This is a genomic window from Mesomycoplasma ovipneumoniae, assembly GCF_038095975.1.
Classification (GTDB): Bacteria; Bacillota_I; Bacilli_A; order Mycoplasmatales; family Metamycoplasmataceae; genus Mesomycoplasma; species Mesomycoplasma ovipneumoniae_C.
The window spans coordinates 738,924-756,067 of record NZ_CP146003.1 but is presented as its reverse complement, the minus strand read 5'-3'; the positions used below and the strand labels follow the sequence as shown (position 1 = coordinate 756,067).

General features: G+C 29.3%; 13 protein-coding genes and 1 pseudogene. 1 reads left to right on the top strand and 13 read right to left on the bottom strand.

The features are described 5' to 3' along the window. Window positions 1-460: 460 nt before the first annotated feature. The 7 genes and pseudogenes from V3255_RS02640 to V3255_RS02610 form a co-directional block, all read right to left on the bottom strand. Entirely contained in the window at window positions 461-2,380 is a 1,920-nt protein-coding gene (locus V3255_RS02640; RefSeq protein ID WP_333503582.1) for a transketolase, read from the bottom strand. Window position 2,381: 1 nt separating this feature from the next. Next, window positions 2,382-2,945: an elongation factor P gene (gene efp, locus V3255_RS02635; protein ID WP_044283931.1), complete on the bottom strand. Its 564-nt coding sequence runs from the start codon at window positions 2,943-2,945 to the stop codon at window positions 2,382-2,384. Between the two features lie 1,115 nt (window positions 2,946-4,060). Beyond that, entirely contained in the window at window positions 4,061-5,125 is a 1,065-nt protein-coding gene (locus V3255_RS02630; protein ID WP_341516231.1) for a DUF3137 domain-containing protein, read from the bottom strand. A gap of 412 nt (window positions 5,126-5,537) precedes the next feature. Beyond that, on the bottom strand, window positions 5,538-6,185 hold the full coding sequence (locus V3255_RS02625; RefSeq protein ID WP_044283922.1) for a LemA family protein: 648 nt from the start codon (window positions 6,183-6,185) through the stop codon (window positions 5,538-5,540). A gap of 69 nt (window positions 6,186-6,254) precedes the next feature. Further along, window positions 6,255-7,062: pseudogene (locus V3255_RS02620) on the bottom strand (DUF3137 domain-containing protein); the annotation flags it as partial. A gap of 108 nt (window positions 7,063-7,170) precedes the next feature. Beyond that, window positions 7,171-8,418, bottom strand: coding sequence for a DDE-type integrase/transposase/recombinase (locus tag V3255_RS02615; protein WP_303437772.1), 1,248 nt, complete (start codon window positions 8,416-8,418; stop codon window positions 7,171-7,173). A gap of 44 nt (window positions 8,419-8,462) precedes the next feature. Beyond that, window positions 8,463-8,738, bottom strand: a complete 276-nt coding sequence (locus V3255_RS02610; RefSeq protein ID WP_341516230.1) for a hypothetical protein — start codon at window positions 8,736-8,738, stop codon at window positions 8,463-8,465. Between the two features lie 409 nt (window positions 8,739-9,147). Between V3255_RS02610 and V3255_RS02605 the strand changes: the two genes are divergently transcribed. Further along, window positions 9,148-9,774 carry a hypothetical protein gene (locus tag V3255_RS02605; protein ID WP_333503579.1) on the top strand — a complete coding sequence of 209 codons (627 nt, stop codon included), beginning with the start codon at window positions 9,148-9,150 and terminating at the stop codon, window positions 9,772-9,774. A gap of 226 nt (window positions 9,775-10,000) precedes the next feature. On the opposite strand, the gene V3255_RS02600 is transcribed toward V3255_RS02605, so the two are convergent. The 6 genes from V3255_RS02600 to V3255_RS02575 form a co-directional block, all read right to left on the bottom strand. Beyond that, the gene (locus tag V3255_RS02600; RefSeq protein ID WP_277446776.1) at window positions 10,001-10,996 is read right to left on the bottom strand and encodes an IS30 family transposase; all 996 of its coding nucleotides are present in this window, start codon (window positions 10,994-10,996) and stop codon (window positions 10,001-10,003) included. A 608-nt stretch (window positions 10,997-11,604) separates the two neighbouring features. Next, entirely contained in the window at window positions 11,605-12,510 is a 906-nt protein-coding gene (locus V3255_RS02595) for a type I phosphomannose isomerase catalytic subunit (RefSeq protein WP_341516229.1), read from the bottom strand. After that, entirely contained in the window at window positions 12,511-12,780 is a 270-nt protein-coding gene (locus tag V3255_RS02590; RefSeq protein ID WP_333503578.1) for a hypothetical protein, read from the bottom strand. Then, window positions 12,780-14,768 carry a fructose-specific PTS transporter subunit EIIC gene (locus V3255_RS02585; protein ID WP_318084987.1) on the bottom strand — a complete coding sequence of 663 codons (1,989 nt, stop codon included), beginning with the start codon at window positions 14,766-14,768 and terminating at the stop codon, window positions 12,780-12,782. Before V3255_RS02585 ends, V3255_RS02590 begins: the two co-directional genes overlap by 1 nt. Window positions 14,769-14,883: 115 nt before the next feature. Beyond that, window positions 14,884-15,717, bottom strand: coding sequence for a MurR/RpiR family transcriptional regulator (locus V3255_RS02580; protein ID WP_333503577.1), 834 nt, complete (start codon window positions 15,715-15,717; stop codon window positions 14,884-14,886). 109 nt (window positions 15,718-15,826) lie between these two features. Continuing rightward, entirely contained in the window at window positions 15,827-17,041 is a 1,215-nt protein-coding gene (locus V3255_RS02575; RefSeq protein ID WP_333503576.1) for a phosphoglycerate kinase, read from the bottom strand. Window positions 17,042-17,144 lie beyond the last annotated feature (103 nt).

Genomic DNA, 17,144 nt, shown 5'->3' with positions numbered 1-17,144 from the left:
TTCAAATAAAAAAATCTTAAAAAATCACCATTATGAGTTAAACTCAGTACTGAAACAAGTATAAAAAAAGGAAATGGGTAGCTTATTAAGTAAAGTCAAACAAGAAAAAAATAATGTCTTCTTTTCTTGTTTGGGTTCAACCGATAAACTAAATAATAAAAAAGTCAAAAATACACAAGATTAGACAAAATCGGAATTATTGAAATTTTTTTTGGTATTTTAAGATTTAGAAATTTTTCAGCTCTTGATCAAAAGTTCATTTTATTAATTAACCTAATGAAATAACTGTTTGGAAAAAATCTATTGCAGATAGTGTAATTTTTTTTACCATCAGGTTTGTTTTTCTTATTAAATTGTTAGTTAAATTTATTTTTTCAAGGGTAAAAAACTAATTTTTATTAGAATTTTTTCAAAATTCAAACAAAATAACAGTGGTAAATTAATATACTAATTAAAAAAATTAGTCAATAATTTTTTTAATTTTTTCAACAAGATCTTTACTTCGAAAGCCAATTTCATCAAGAATGTCTTCTGCTGGGGCTGACATTCCAAAGGTATCATGACCAAAATTATATTTTGCATGTGCTTTTCAACCAAAAGTAGAAGCTAATTCAAGTGAAATTGCAAAATTTGGATCTCAAATTGGTGTGTTTTGTCAATTTGATAAGGATATTAAATTGAGGTCTAATTCTTGAGCGACTTCTTTTGCTAGCCCTAACTCGCTACCGGTGGCAATAATTGCTCATTTTGATTTGCCTTTTTGAGCTAAGTAGGCTCCAAGTTTGAAATTATCTTTTGATTCAGCAAATGATTTGATATTTTGGCGAGTTAAAATTATTGCACAAGGTTTATCTTTGTTTTCAAGAGCAAGTTCGTAGGCTCCTTTTAGTTCATTTTCATCACCAGGACGATAGACAGCAAAATTAGGAACTGATCTAAGCATTGCAAGTTGTTCAATTGGCTGGTGAGTCGGTCCATCTTCGCCAACCATTAGTGAGTCATGAGTAAAAATGTAAGTTACTGGCAATTTCATTAATGATGAGAGTCTTAAGGCAGGCTTTAAATAGTCAGCAAAGACAAAAAATGTTGAAACAAAAGGACGTAAAACTGAATGAAGCGCAATTCCATTTGCAATTGCACTCATTGCAAATTCGCGAACACCAAACATTAAGTTTCGACCTTGATAATTTTGGTCACTAAAATAACCATCTGAACCTTTTGCTTTTGTTGAAACTGATAAATCAGCTGATCCTCCGATTCAATAAGGAACTTTTTTGGAAATATGGTCGAGAATTAAAGACGATGTTGCCCGGGTTGCCTGGTTTTTAGGAAGGTCTAAGTCAATTTCTAAATTAATATTTTGGCCTTTTTGTAAAAATTCTTCAAGTTCTGGCGAAATTTTAAAAGCTTCTTTTTTAGCCCGGGTCCTTTTTACAAGTGTTTTTTGCCAGTGCTGACTAACTTCTGGGTCAAGATAAAAATCTTCTTTGTGTTTTCATTTAAGATTTTTCTTTAAATTAACAATGTCACCTCCTAGTGGAGCGCCGTGAACTTCGGTAGTGTTTTGTTTAGACGAACCTTGACCAATAACAGTTTTGATTTCAATAAAACTTGGTCTTTGGGAAGCTTTTGCCTTAGAAATTGCTTTGGAGATCAATTTTACATCATCTTTTGGCACCAATTGGTAAAATAAACCTTGAGATTCAATTCGTTGTTTCATATTTTCGCTAAAAACAACACTTACAGGTGAGTCAAGTTGAATATCATTTGAGTCATACAAAACAATGAAATTTTTAAGTTTTAAATGTCCAGCTAGTGAAAGTGACTCATAGGAAATTCCCTCTTGAAGGTCGCCATCCCCGCAAATTACATAGGTGTAGTGGTTAATTTCTTTGAATTTTGCATTTAAATGTGACTGAGCAAGGGCAAGTCCAACAGCCATTGCAATTCCTTGACCAAGCGGGCCAGTTGTTGCCTCAATTCCAACAGTGTGACCATATTCTGGATGTCCAGGTGTTTTTGAATTTTTTTGCCGAAAATTCTCAAGATCTTCTTTTTTTAGCAAACCTAAACTATATAAAAGTGAATAATAAAGCGAAGATGCATGACCTGCAGACAAAACAAAACGGTCGCGATTAATTCAGTTTGGATCACTGAGGTCAAAATTTATATGATCACGAAAAAGTGCATAAATCATTTTTGAAGCACTAATTGCAACACCAGGATGACCAGAATTTGCCCTATTTATTGCTTCGTTACTGTGAATTCTTAGAGAATTTACACTTAATTCTTCAAGATATTTAAACTTTTTTTTGAATTTATCAACTTTTTCTTTAGATTCCAATTCTGCTGCATTAGTTATTTTAGTGTCGTTAGTCATTTTATTGTCCTCCTCTTGAAACATATTTTCCTTCTTCAGTTGAGACAACGATAATTTCGTCTTCTTTAATAAATAAAGGAACATCAATTTCAAAACCAGTTTCTAATGTTGCCCTTTTTGTTGGATTTGTTGTTGTATTACCTTTTACGGCATCAAATGTTGAGGCAACTTTTAATTCAATTTTTGGCGGAAGTTCAATATCTAAAATTTCATCATTAAATTTACGCAATTTTACCTTAACACCTTCAGATAAAAAATTGAGTTCTCAGGCTATTTTTTCATTATCAATACTAATTTGCTCATAAGTTGAATCATCCATTAAAACACTATTTTGACCTTCATTATATAGAAAAACCATTGTAATTTTGTCAATACGAGCTTTTTGGACTCTTTCACCACCTGAAAATGTTTTGATAGTGGTAGCTCCTGAGCGAAGATTTTTAACTTTCGCTTTTACGTTCGCTTGTCCGCGACCTTGTTTTGAATGTTGAGCTGAAATTACAACAAAAATTTCACCTTCAAATTCAAAGGTGATTCCAGGTCGAAATTCATTAACATTAATCATCTTACCGCCTCCTAAACTTGAAATAATAGCTATTATACCATAAAATTGCATTTTAAAAAGCGATTAAATTTAAAAATATAAAGTATATTAAAATTTAAAACAGCAAAAAATACTATAAAAACAAGTTTAGTAATTTATATGCTTTTTTGAGTGTATTTTTTTAAAAAATTTGGTAAGTATAAATCTGACTAGAAAAGTGGGAAAAAATTTGTCTATTTAGTCTTTTTAATTGATTTTTAATCGCACTTTAAATTAAAAATCAATTAAAAAAAATTGAAAAAATGCTATAAATTATAAGGTTTTTTACTTTTTGCTTATAAAGTCGAAGTTTTTTTTCTGAGTTTGACAGTTTGATGGCAAAAATTTACTTTTTAGTGAATAAAAATATGCAAAAATACCCGTAAATCCTTGTTTTTTGATGCTAAAATCTTAAGTTTTATTGCTTTGAAATTAACATTTTGCAAAAAAAAAAAAAAATGTTTGATCTAAAATAAAATTATGTTATAATTAAGTTCACTTAAGAATAATTAATAAATTTTGATATTGAATTAAGGGGGAATTAAGAATGTTTTTTGTCTAATAAAATCAAACAGTGCGAATTATCCATTATATTTTTAAATATGATGGAATGCCTTAAATTTAACCGTTTAGAAATCTACAAATTTAGGGCTTTTGGTTTTTGTTCTTTCAAAACTTCATATTTTCTTTTAGGCTCGACGCAAATAAAAACGAGTTTTCTATTTGCATTGAGTTTAAATAGTAGTTGTATTTTTTTATGATTTTTGTTATTTTATCCATAAATTGATTTTTGCCAGTGTTTTAAACTAAAAAAGGTAGTTTAAAGATTTTAAATTTTGCTTTTTAGTTAAAATTTTAGTTTTTTTAGCTTGCTTTATTTGATTAATAAGTAGATTTTTCTTTCATGAGTGTTAGATTTAAAATTTAGTGTTTTTGCCTTGATAGTTATTTTTCTGAGTTTTCCAAAAAAGTTAAAAAAGTGTCCGTTTAACCTTCTTAATTGATCTTTTAATGATATTTTCAATTAAAAAATCAATTAAAAAAATCGAAAAAATGCTATAAATTACAAGTTTTTTTTGAGAATATTATGTTTTTAACTACTCCAAATACAAAGTAGCATAAATAAGACACAAAAGATAATACAAACTGTAGGTGTCAAGCAAAAAATTGTTGAAAATGTGATTAATAAAGTCATCTGGAGTTTTTATGTATGTTGGAAAATCAACATACATAAAATTTCAGTCACATTTGTAAGTAAAATAGATCGCATTTCCTGAAGATTCAATAGTAACATCCAAAACTTTAACGCCATCACGGTCAAAATATCTTTTTAGTGAAAGTTCCATTGCAAGAGGCGTATACATTTTTCTGATTTTCAATCTGTCATTTGATTCTGGATTAAAAATCTGGTTAAATTCTTCGTTTTCAAGTTTGATTTTGTCTTTTTGAGAAAATCATCCCCTTGGTTTTAGAAGTTTAAAATCGAATGCCTTTTCACCTAACATTGAAGTATCAATTTTTAAAATTCCAGTAAAACTTTCTCTTGTCACAGTTTCTTTGTTTTTTCTTTCTTCTCATTGTCAATGGACATTTGTAAAACTAACATGGAATTTTTCATCAATTAATAATTCTTTCAGAGGTCTAACTTCACTAATTCAGGCCTTTGATGAGCCAATGATTTCAGCAGGAGTAAGATCGCTAATTTCATTTCTTGAAATTAGAATGTTGTTGCTAATTTGGTCATTAAAACCTAAATAATCCATTCCTTTATCTAAAATTGAAAAGGCAGCTTTGTAAGCAACTTCTGGCTTAAAACTATCTACGACGTCTTTTGAAATTTCATCTGTGATTGATCTAATTTGCTTTTTTTTGAGTCTTAAGTAATAAGTAGAAGCAATTGCAATTATTCCGGGAATAGCTACAAAAAGCACGCCAGTAAAATTTTTATAGTAAGTGAGATGAACAATAATAGCAATCGTAGTTAAAACGGATGAAATTGACAAGACAATATTAAGTGTTTTAGCCACACTTTGTAATTTAGCAAGCTTTTCAACAGTCTTTGAATGTTTTTTCTTGACAATTTCGTCTAATTTGGGAAGAAATTCCTCTTTTGCCTTGTTTTTATAGTCTTCAAATTTAAAATAATCACTTATTATTTTCATTTTTACTCCTTGGGCAATTTTAAAAGGAATTATTATAAAAATACTCTTTTTTACTCTACACTTTTTGGTTATTTTTCAATAAAACAGCTAAAAAATGCTATAAATTACAAGGTTTTTTTATTTTTTACTTATAAAGTCAAAGTTTTTTTAGACTTTTCAAATGCGGTTTATTATTAGTTTGCCTAACTCAAAATTAGTGGACTAATCTAACTTATATTAATATAAAAAAATAAGACAAATAATCTCAAAAAATCTGAAGAACTAATTTAAGCAAATATTTCTTAGATTTAAAAGGATATTATTTGTCTAAAAGTACGTTTTTTAAATTTTATATTGTTTTAATTGTAAATTTATTGAGAAATTATGTCTGTTTTTAAGATGATTTTTTGCTGTACTAATTTTTAATAAGAAATTAAAAATCTTTAAATGATACATCTTGACGATTTTGGTTGCTTGTGCTAAACATTGGGTAGGTTGTTAAATTCATCGAAGATGCAACAATTGAAGAAGGAAAGACAAAAATTTCGGTGTTAAAAGAATTAACATTGCTATTATAAAGTCTTCTTGCGGCAGCTAACTCTCTTTCTAAATAGGAAGTTTGCTCAATTAATTCTTGATAAATTTTTGATGCTTGCAATTCTGGGTAATTTTCACTTACTGCAATTAGTCTACCAAATAATGAATTGTTTAAATTTTCAATTTCTTGAGCATTTTCTATGTTTGATTTTAAACTTCGTAATCTTGTAATATCGCTTAAAATTGATTTTTCATATTCACGATAGGAACGAACTTGGTCAGCTAATTTCAATAAAGTTGCACTACGTTGCTCAAGTTGAACCTCGATTGTACCTGCTGATTCATTGATTAAATTCTGTTGGCGCATAAAATTATTTTTTTGCGAAATGTAATAAATTGGGCCAATAAATAAAAATAAAGTCCCCAAAGTTCAAAATGCAACTTTAGCCGCTGTTGAAACAGTCGGTTTTTTGGAGTCATTATCAATTCGAGGTTCAAATCCTTCGATATTTCCAGCATTTTTAGGGTTGTATAAATTTGACATTTTTTTCCTTTAAATATTAATTAAATTACATATTATACCATATTTTTTTCAAAAACATCATATTTTTGACTAGTCCAAATACAAAGTAACGTAAATAAGACACAAAAGATAATACAAACTGTAAGTGTCAAGCAAAAAATCTTTGAAAATGTGATTAATAAAGTCGTCCGCCGTTTTTATGTGTGTTGGAAAATCAACATACATAAAATTTCAGTCACATTTGTAAGTAAAATAGATCGCATTTCCTGAAGATTCAATGATAACATCCGTAACTTTAACGCCTTCACGGTCAAAATATCTTTTTAGCGAAAGTTCCATTGCAAGCGGGGTATACATTTTTCTGATTTTAAATCTGTCACTGGATTCTGGATTAAAAACCTTGTTAAATTCTTCGTTTTCAAGTTTGATTTTGTCTTTTTGAGAAAATCAGCCCCTCGGTTTTAAAAGTTTAAAATCAAACGCCTTTTTCACCTAACATTGAAGTATCAATTTTTAAAATTCCAGTAAAACTTTCCCTTGTTACAGTTTCTTTGTTTCTTATTTCTTTTCATTGTCAGCGGACATTTGTAAAGCTAACATGGAATTTTTCATCAATTAATAATTCTTTCAGAGGTCTAAGTTCACTAATTTTAGCCTTTGATGAGCCAATTATTTCAACAGGAGTAAGACTGCTAATTTCATTTTTTGAAATTTGAATACTGTTGCTAGGTTGGTCATTAAAGCCTAAATAATCCATTCCTTTATCTAAAATTGAAAAGGCAGCCTTGTAAGCAACTTCTGGTCTAAAATCTTCAAGGACATCTTTTGAAACTTCATTGCTGATTTTCCTAATTTCTTTTTTTTTGACTCCTAAGTAAAAAGTAGAAGCAACTGCAATAAATAAGTAGAAAAATCTCAGACAATTAGTTTTTTTTCTATGATTTTGATTGCTCCACTTTTGTTAATTTTTTCTAGCATGTTCATTTTAAAAATTTGGACAAATAATTTACCTCATATAATAACTTGGAGTTTTATATGATAAGCAACTTTGAGGCCTTTCATAGTTATACCAATCAATAAATGAACTTATTTTTTGATAAGCGGTAGGCACATTTTCAAAATTTTCGCCCTCAATATTAAGCAATTCTCGCTGAAAAACTGCATAAAAATATTCAATAGGCCGGTTTGCAAGGGCATAACCTTTTGGGGACATTGATTGTTGGATATTGTTTTGTTTTAAAAAATTAGCAAATTTGTAGTTTGCATATTCCACACCATGATCTGAATGGAAAAATTTTGGTTTAATATTATACTTTTTAATTGTTTCTTTTACTAAGTTTATAGTTTCTTCTGAAAATCTTGTTTTAGAAACTGAAAAATTTAGCAGGTAATTGGATTTTGTTTCAATAATTGAGTGTAGGTAAAATCATTCGTTGTTAATTTTGATAAATTTAATATCAGCAAACCATTTTTCGCCAAAATTTTCTGAGGAAAAGTCACCTTTTATATGATCTTCAGTCCAAATTCGCGTAAACTTTTTCTCTTTTGGTGCTGGTTTTCCTTGCTTTTTATAAGCTAGAGATTTTAATCCTAAAAATTCGTAATGTTTTTGAAACACGTACGTGCTTACATAATTTCCCTGATTTATGTAAATATTATATAGAACGTCGCGCCCTTTAACTTTTCGATTTAAATTGAAATTTTCACGAATTCACTCAAGTAACTTTTCATCATAAATCATTTTCTTTGGTGGTTTTTTCACCCTTATCTTTTCATAAATCGAAGTGCGATTAATGTTAAAAACACTACAAATTCTAGTGCAATTTTCGATTTTACCTTTATCTTTTTCTTGTTCTTGTTTTCGCTTTTTAAGCTCCTCAAGAACAATTGCGGGGTCAATCCCGTATCTTCTAAGAACATTCTCCATTATTTCTTGATAAACTTCACGATCATTTTCAGAAAGATCGTTAATTGTATATTTCTTCTTTGGTTTGCGCGGTGATTTGATTTTCCCGCGGACACTTATCAAACTTTTCATATCATTATTATAAAACTTTTTTTGCCAATTTCTTATCAAATTATTAGCATATATATGCAGCATTCATTCTTTATCCGCTTTTTTGCTTTTCGATTTGCTTTTGTAAATTTCTCTAAATTCTTCAGCAAAATGCAAAATTGCGTTTTTTAATCCTTTAGATTCGGCAATTTTTATGTATCTAAATTTGTCTTCAATTGTGAATTTGTATTGTTTCATTTTGACACACCTTTTTTCGAATGGTCTGAAACTAGTATACTAATTTAAGAAGCAACTGCAATTATTCCGAGAATAATTGCAAAAATGGTGCCACCAATCCCTAGATGGTAATTGAGAGTAACAAAAAAAGCAATCGCAGTTAAAAAGACTGAAATTGACGAGACAATATTAAGTGTTTTTGCCATACTTTGTATTCCAGCAAGTTTTTCAAGAGTCTTTGAATGTTTTTTCTTGATAATTTCGTCTAATTTAGGCCGAAATTCCTCTTTTGCCTTGATTTTATAGTCTTCAAATTTAGAATAATCATTTATTATTTTCATTTTTACTCCTTGGTCAATTTTAAAAGGAATTATTATAAAATACTCTTTTTTAATGCACTTTTTAGTTATTTTCCAATAAAAATTGCTAAAAAGTGGCTAAATTTGTGAAAAATTCAGACAGCTAGTTTTTTTATCTATGGCTTTGATTTTACCACTTTTATCAATTTTTGTAGTAATTTATTAGTAATTATTGCACTTTTTCCTTTGATTTTCAATAAAATATACCATGTAAATTTTTAAAATCCAAAAATATAAAATTTTTTTGCATTTTAGCATTAATAATTTAAAAATTAATAGTATAATATTGTAATTTAAATTTAAATTAAGGGTCTGTAAAATCTTATTGCTTTATTTAAATTCTTTGTTTTTCAAAGTAAAAAAATAGAAAACAGACCAAAAAAGGAAAAAAATGTTCAAAAATATAAAAAAAATTGCAAAATTAAGGCTTCTTCCAATCGCTTCTGTGTTGCCAGTTTTTATTGTCTTATCATGCCAACACAATAACCAAACAGCTCCTGAAACTAAAAAAGGTTCCCAATCTAGTCAAGAAGACAAAAATAAACCTGTAAAAATGGACACTCAAACAACAACAACTAGAAAAACCAACCAAACAATCGACTTTCATTCTGCTCCATTTAATATTCCAAAAAAAGATAATGTCAAAACTCGAACCTTATTATTTCCAGCTGCAAGAAGTGAAAATAGGCTAAATAGTGAAGGTGTTTTCCGTTTCCAATTGCATCACTCACCGGTAAAAGGTGTTACAGGAAAATGAAGTGCCTATGCTAGTGAAGTAAAATCACTGACTGACAACACTTTAGTTGATCCTTTAAAAGTTAAGGTCGCTCGTACAACCGCAATCGAAGGTGATAATATTGAATTTCCTTTAGTTTTTCGATGAGATGAGCAAGATCAGAAACTAGAAAAAGGTAAATTTTACACATTTATTTTCTGAAAAGATGATGGTTCAGAAAAAATTGTTTTTAAACCAGAACATGTTGAAAATAGTAGAGATACTTTTCAAGCAATTGAGTAAAATTTCAAAGTTTTTCAAAATAAAAACCGCAAATGCGGTTTTTATTTTTGCAAAAAAAACAAGGAAAATTAAATCCTGAGTTTGACAGCTTGATGGCAAAAATTCACTTTTATTGAGTATAAATATGCAAAAATACCCTGATTTACGGGTATTTTTCCCAAATTAAAAATATAAATGCAACACAAAGATATTTTTAAAACCGCCGTTTGGCGATTTTTTTTAAACCTTAAATCACCAAGTTATCATTAAAGACCTCTAAAGCGGATTTTCAATTAAAAATTTCCCTAGGCATTGAGTTAATTTTACCAATTGTATTTTGCAAATCATCATCGCTGATTAGGTTGAAATCAAAACCTTTTGGATAAAACCTTCTAATTAATCCATTGGCATGCTCGTTAGAACCTCTTTGAAATGAAGCATATGGCTCTGCTTTATAAACTATTATTTTTAACCAATATGCCAATAATGCAATTTGCTCAAATTCCAATCCATTGTCGCAAGTGATAGTTTTGATATGTAAATTATTTTCATTTGCAAGATCTTTGATGGCTTTATTGATGGCTCTGGGATTTTTATTTCGTACTTTTTTAGCAAATAATTTTCTGGTTTTTCTTTCTACTAAGGTAAGGATACTATCGTGTCCGCTAGTCTTTTTGCCAACAACTAAATCTAGCTCTCAATGTCCAAAATCTTGCCTTGAATCTATGGATTTATCGCGTGCTCAAATGGGTTTTACATAGCCTGCTGGAACTAATCTTTGCACGGCATTTCTGGTTCTTTTTCCACCTTTTTTGTAATATTGTCTGAGTCTGTCACTCCTAACTATTACCCATTTATTAGTTTTGATTCAGTTAAAAACAGTCTTTAAAGACGGTCTTTCAATGTTCGGAAAATTTTCTGCTATATAAAAATATGTCGCTTTAACTCCATGGACTTTTTTGTCGTATTTTATTGCAAAAATTTTGCTAAATTCCTCATATTTTCCTAACTCAACAAATCTAAAATAATACCTATGATAATATCTTTTTCGTCTTTTTGTTATTGCTAAATTAGCTTCATAAATTCCATATTCATTTAGATTTCTTTTAATTTCTCTTGAGACAGTTGAGGGCGAAACATTAAGTTGTTTAGCGATATACCTAATACTTTTATTGTTCTGCAATAAAAACTCAATTTTTACTAAATCTTCGAAACTAAAATGTTTAAATTTTCTTTTTTCCATGATACTTCCTAAATAAAAAAATGCAACAATAATATTATTATATCATACGTTGCATTTTTATCTTCTATTTAGGAAAAAATACCCTGATTTACGGGTATTTTTGCTTAAAATCTTAATTTTTGATATTTTCAAATTAAGCTTTTGCAAAAAAAAAAAAAAATGCTTGGTTTAAAATAAAATTATGTTATAATAAAACTCACTTAAGAATAATTAATAAATTTGATATTGAATTAAGGAGGATAAGATATGTTTTTTGGTGTGATAAAATAAGATATTGCGAATTTTCCATTATATTTTTAAATATGATGGTATGCCTTAAATTTAACCGTTTAGAAATCTACAAATTTAGAGCTTTTAGTTATTGTTCTTTCAAAACTTCATATATTTTTTTAGGCTCAATTTAAATAAAATGAGTTTTCTATTTGCATTGAGTTTAAATAGTAGTTGTATTTTTTATGATTTTTGTTGTTTTATCCGTAAATTGATTTTTGCCAGTGTTTTAAAATAGGTAATTAACTTTTGCCAAAAAAGTTAAAAAAGTGCCCAAAAATCGGACACTTTTTAAGATTATCTCATCAAACTGGGAAATTCGGGGAAAACAAGGAAAATTAAATTATTTTGTTTATTAAAATTAGTGCATTTTCTGCTTGAAATTCAATTGGTTTTTCAATTTGACCTGATATTAATATGGCATCAAACGGCTTAAAAGGAGCATCATTAATTTTTCCTTGACCAGAAATTATTATAATTTCATACCAAAAAACATCATTTTGGGGAAAAAGTAAAAATTTTTGGCTAATTTTTACTTTTTCAAGGTTAAAAAATTTATTTTTAACTAGCAATTGTTGATTTTTCTTGTTGTCATGAATAATTTTTGGACTTAATTTTGGTTTTATTGCGACCTTTGCAAGTTCAAAATGAAGTTCTCTTTTTTGTCCATTAGTGTCAAGTCGATCAAAGTCAAAAATTCGAAAAGTTAAGTCTGAATTTTGCTGAATTTCATAAACAAGGGCGCCTTGAGGAATAGAATGGATAAGTCCGGCGCTAATATAGGCGAAATCATTTTTTTCAAGATCAGAAAAATTACAGTATTTGTCGATATTTTCGTTATTAATTTCTGTAATTTTCTCAGCAAAATCATTTGATTTTGCACCAATTATAAAAGGATCATCGCCTTTGTTTAGCACGAGTCAAGCCTCATCTTTGCCAAAAGAATTTAATTTTTTTGCTAATTTATTATCAGGATGAACTTGGAGACTCAGTTTTTGCCCGGCATCAATAATTTTATGAAGATTTGGGTAAGTTTTATGTGGGTAAAAACCAAAAAATTGGCGGTTTTGTGCAAAAAATTCATCTAAATTTTGCCCACTAACACGTGAAAGACCGTGTTTTTGTGCTGAAATTAGTCAAAGTTCGCCAATTTTTTTGCTAGATTTCAGCTGATTTTGTAAATTTTGCCCAGCTCATAAAGTATTTTTTTGGTATGGTTCAACAAAAACAAAATAATCTTTCATTTAGTTAGATTGACCTAATTTTTTGTTAAAAACATCATTACCGATAAATGCTGATAAAATAAGTCCTAAAATTCCCATAACTAGTAAAAATACGCCATAAACAAAACCTTGACTTGGTACCGCTTCTTTTTTGGCAATTGTTGCGTTAATAAATTCTTGGTGTTCGGTAATATTTAAACTAATAAGGATAATTCCAAAAATAAGGACAGCTAAGGCCGAAAAAATCACAATATAAAACAGTTTTTTATTATCTATTTTCTTAATTTTCATTATTTAGCTCCTTTTTTGTGATTTTTTCGGGTTAAATTGCTAAAAATATTAAAGTTACGATCCTTTCAAAGTCCATAAATTAGTGCGGTAGTAAAACTTCCGACAATAACTGACAAAAAGAAAAAGGCAATTCCAAGACCAATTCCGTGTTTTATTGAACCAACAGCACCAAGAATTGCAACAATTGGTCCCCCATGTCCGGCTTGATTTGTAACAGCAAGAAGTCCAGCAAGTCCACCAGCAACTGCTGAACCAATAACATTAGCACTAATTACCCGTTTTGGATCAGCGATTGCAAAAGGAATAGCACCTTCAGAAATTCCAATAAACCCCATTATTATTGCTGAAAGTCCAAGTGATTTTTCTTCTTTTGTAAATTTTCTACGTCAAATTAAGGTTGTAATTCCCATTCCAATTGGTGCAACCGGTATTGCTGCTGCCATCATTCCCATTGGTTCATAAACTTGAGTTGAAACAAGAGCGGTTGAAGTTAAAAAAGCAACCTTATTTACTGGGCCACCCATGTCAAATCCGGCCATTCCACCAAGTAAAAGACCTAAAAGAAAGGCAACACCAATCCCAATTCCGTCTTTGTTTTCAAAAACATGCTTTAATCCAGCGATTAATTTGTCAAGCACTCAACCAATAGGAGCCCCAATTAAGAAAATTACGATTAAAGATCAAAATAGACTGACTCCAATTGGAATTACAAAAATTGGTAAAATTGCACTTAAAGATTTTTGGATTTTTAGTGAGTTAATGTATTTAACACTGTAACCAACAAGAATTCCAAAAATTACTGCGCCAATAAATCCCATCGGTGTTTGAACAGAAATTCCGCCAATTCCATAAAATAAATCGTTCGTATTACCGACAGTTGCAACAATAAATCCTGGAGCAAGTGCGGCCCGTCCGGCAATTGAGTAGGCAATGTATCCACCTAAAACACCGATCATTAATTTAAAGGCAATTACCCCAATTTCGAGCATTCATCAGAGAAAATCACCTTTTGGGGCTGCCTCAGCATTACCATAAATGGCTTTTCCAATTCCTAGCGAAAGGGCGATCATAATTCCACCAAAGACAACATAAGGAATCATGTATGAAATTCCGGTGATAATATGTTTAACAATGCTAGTTCGATTTTCCTGATTTTGCGTTTGTTTTTTTTGTTTATTATGTAAAATTGGTGCTTTTTTTGCTTTTTGGATTACATCTTCAGTTTCATGGATTGCGGCTTTAGTGCTTGTAAAATAGACCTTTTTTTGGTCAAAAATTGAGCTGTCAATTTCAAGATCACTGGCAACTATGACAAATTCGGCCTCTTCAATATCTTCTTTTGTTAAAACATTTTTAGGACCAACTGACCCTCGAGTTTCAATTTTAGGGATATAGCCATTTTGTTTTAGTCCCATTTCTAATTTTTCAGCTGCTAAATAAGTGTGAGCAATTCCAACGGTACAAGATGTGATTCCAACAACTTTTTTTGCATTTATGGGAATTTTTTGTGAATTTGTCTCGTGATTTTCCACTTGGTCTTTTTCAAAAATAAACTTTGAAATGCTATTAAAAATAACATTTTCATCTTTGGATAAAATTATTTCTTTAATTTCGGGATTAAGAATAATTCGTGCAACTTTTGCCAAAATTTCAACTTGATTTTGTTCAAAACCAGACTTTGGCAGCAAAATGCAAAAAATAAATTTTGCCTTAGAATCATCAAAATTTTGCCAATCAAGCCCAGATTTTAGACTTAAAAACAGCAGCGCCGGTTTTTCAATAGCGCTACTTTGAGCATGAGGGATTGCAAAATTTGACTCAAGTCCAGTAGAGATTTCATTTTCACGAGCCAAAAGATCGTCAAAGATTTTATTTTTTTCAGTTCCAATTCCAAGATTGACTGCTTTTTGAGCAATAAATTCAAAAACTTCTTCTTTTGAATTAAGATCTTGGTCTAAAAAAATAAAATCTTTAGAAAAAATACTCATAAAAACCTTCCTTTCTTTTAATTTTATATACTTAAATAATCCATTATTTAGTTAAAAATAAAAGAAAAATAAAAAAATTTTTGCAAATTTGAAGTTTTTTATGAATGTTTTTCAACTACTCGTTTCATTCTTTAAGAATTTCAAGGTTTTTCTTGTAATTTTCTTCATATTGCTCAGAAATTAAATTAGCAACACTGAAAAAAATAACATCAGAAATAAATTGTTGGTTAATTTTCGATGAGATCGAAATAAAACGGTTTTTTTGCTCGAGTGTTTGGTAAAAAATTAAATTTTTTTTGGGAATATCGATTTGTTTTTTTGCTGTTATTACAATAAAATTGTCGTTATTTTCAATAAACTTTTTAATAACAAAATTAATTTCTTTTGTTTTACAAGATTTTGAAAACAAAATTTTTAGCGCTTGAGATTGAACACTAACTAATAAAAAATTATGAAAATCACGAAAACTAACTGAATTTAGCCCTAATTTTTGCAAATTAATCGCTAGTTCGCTGGCCCCAATTGAAGAAGAACCAGCCCCATAAATAAAAATTTTTTTGCTCTCGATAATTTTACGGGCAAAATCCTGGATTTTTTCAAGATCAACAAGTTCTAATGTTTGAACTAGTGAATTATGATAATATTTATAAAGTTGTTCGATAATTAGCTTGTTTTTATCGGTTTTTTGCTGGTTTTTTACTTTATTTGAAATTTGTTCTGAATTAAGGAATAAATAATAAACATGAAACTGCATTTCTTTAAAACTAGAAAAGCTTAACTTTTTTGCTAAATTTGAAATGAGCGTTATTGAAGATTGGGTTTTATTTGCTAATGATTTTAGATTGGACTGATAGAAAAATTGTGGATTTTCTTCTGCCAATTTAATAATAATTTTTTCAGTTTTAGTTAGAGATTCAACAATTTTTTCGTCAAAGAAAACACTTTTCATAAAAATTAATCTACTTTACTTATAAAATAAAAAATGAACAAGTCCTGCTTTTTTGGTTTTAAAAAACAGGACTTGTTAAGTGAGAAAATTAAAAAAATGCTATAAATTCTTAGGCTTTTTCCTGAATTGGGCCTAGACCGATTAGATCGCCTTTTTCAATAAAACTAATTGAAGCACCACCACCAGTTGAAACATGACTAAAAGCATCACCTAATTTTTCAGCTTCAATTGCGGCAACTGAATCGCCACCACCAATTACGCTGTAGCAATTTTCAAGTTTTGAAATTACTTTTGCAATTTCACGAGTTCCGGTGGCAAAATTAGAAAACTCAGCAACACCAAGAGTCCCATTTCACAAAATAGTTTTTGCATCTTTTAAATGTGATTCAAATAATTTAATAGTCATTGGGCCAATATCTAAACCTTCAAGGTGATCTGGAATTTCAAGTGGATTTTTTTCGTTATAAACTGGGGCTACATCTTCAAATGTTTCAGACAAAGCAGCATCAAGCGGTAAAATTAATTTATCATTGTACTTTTTAATCAAACTTAGGGCTAATTCAATTTTGTCTTCTTCAACAATTGACTTTCCAATTTTGTATCCAAGGGCTTTTTTGAATGTATAACCCATTCCTCCACCAATTAAAACTTTGTCAGCTTTTTCAAGTAGAGTGGAAATTATCCCAATTTTGTCAGAAATTTTTGCCCCACCAACAATTGCATAAAAAGGCTTTTGTGGTTCAAAAACAATTTTTGACAGTGCATCAAGTTCTTCTTTTACAAGATAACCGATTGCTGACTCTTTGATGTGAGTTGCAATTCCGACATTGGATGCATGAGCACGGTGAAGTGTCCCAAAGGCGTCATTTATAAAAACATCACCTAATGAAGCTCAATATTTTCCAAGTTCTGGATTATTTTTTGATTCAGCTTTGTTTTCAAGATCTTGGAATCTTGTGTTTTCAAGCACTAAAATTTGTCCGTTTTCAAGTTGATTAATTGCTTCTTCAACTTCTTTGCCATGGTTTTGCCCAACAAATTTGACTTCTTTTTGTGAAATTTTAGCTAATTCTTCGGCAACAATTCGTAGCGACTTTTTTTTCAAATCTTCAGGGGTTTTAACCCTACCAAGGTGTGATAAAATTATAAGTTTACCACCATCAGTAACAATTTTCTCAATGGTTTTTAAACTCGCGGTAATTCTTTTTGTTGAAGTAATTTTCCCTTCAAGAATTGGAACATTAAAATCAACACGTAAAAGAACTTTTTTATTAAAAAATTTAATTTCATCAATAAATTTTTTAGTTTTATAGGTTGGTATCATTCTTTATTATTTTCCTTTAAAAAAAATTAATGTTACGCTTAAAATTATAAACTAATAAATTAATATATCTAAAAAAACTAGAAATAAATTTTGTGTTATGAAT